The organism is Bacillus cereus group sp. N12 (assembly GCF_016483575.1).
Taxonomy (GTDB): domain Bacteria; phylum Bacillota; class Bacilli; order Bacillales; family Bacillaceae_G; genus Bacillus_A; species Bacillus_A toyonensis.
The window spans coordinates 1-231 of sequence record NZ_JAEHBO010000295.1; the positions used below are offsets into that span (position 1 = coordinate 1).

Sequence of the window (231 nt, forward strand, 5' to 3'; positions counted from 1 at the left end):
GTCCTCCTCCCCGCCCTCGTCCTCCTGCTCCTCCTGGTCATCTTGTTCGTCCTGTTTATCTTGTTCGTCCTGTTTATCTTGTTCGTCCTGTTTATCTTGTTTGTCCTGTTTGTCCTGTTTGTCCTGTTTGTCCTGTTTGTCCTGTTTGTCCTGTTTTTCATGTTTTAGCTCATAGACAGCTACTAAACCTAGATAAAGTAGTAGGGGTTGTGGGGCGTGTGCTGGTTGGTG

At 47.2% G+C, this 231-nt stretch carries 1 protein-coding gene; it reads right to left on the reverse strand.

Going from position 1 to position 231, the window contains the following annotated elements; all coding sequences use genetic code 11:
* Positions 1-231: hypothetical protein (locus JDS92_RS30545; RefSeq protein ID WP_199633076.1), on the reverse strand; the 231-nt coding region annotated here is incomplete at both ends.